Genomic DNA, 488 nt, shown 5'->3' with positions numbered 1-488 from the left:
CAGGGGAGAAGGATGAGAAGCGTCGACCGAAGGTTCGGGCGCAGCATCGCACGCATCCCCATGACTTTTTCCTGAAAAATCGCTACCATCCGGCGCAACATTCGCAGAACAGTGGTCCACGCCATGAAATTTGTTTCATTTAACATCAACGGGTTGCGCGCCCGTCCCCACCAGCTTGAAGCGCTGGTCGAACAGCACCAGCCAAACGTTATCGGCCTGCAGGAAACCAAAGTGCACGACGATATGTTTCCTCTCGAAGAGGTGGCGAAACTCGGCTATAACGTCTTCTATCACGGCCAGAAAGGCCATTATGGCGTGGCGCTGATGACCAAGGCAGAACCGGTATCGGTGCGCCGCGGCTTTCCCGGCGACGATGACGAGGCGCAGCGGCGTGTGATCATGGCGGAAATTCCGAGCCCGATAGGCGACATTACCGTGATCAACGGCTATTTCCCTCAGGGAGAGAGCCGCGACCATCCGGTAAAATT

General features: G+C 56.4%; 1 protein-coding gene. It reads left to right on the top strand.

The window, feature by feature from the left end:
• Positions 1-123 precede the first annotated feature (123 nt).
• The coding region (locus B3797_RS10705) for an exodeoxyribonuclease III (protein WP_311791066.1) at positions 124-488 on the top strand (365 nt) is incomplete at its 3' end.

The sequence above is a fragment of the Pantoea sp. UBA5923 genome, from assembly GCF_002431095.1.
In the GTDB taxonomy this organism is placed as follows: Bacteria; Pseudomonadota; Gammaproteobacteria; order Enterobacterales; family Enterobacteriaceae; genus Pantoea; species Pantoea piersonii.
Note: the sequence above shows the minus strand (reverse complement) of the source record. Positions and strands in the feature narration are given on the sequence as shown.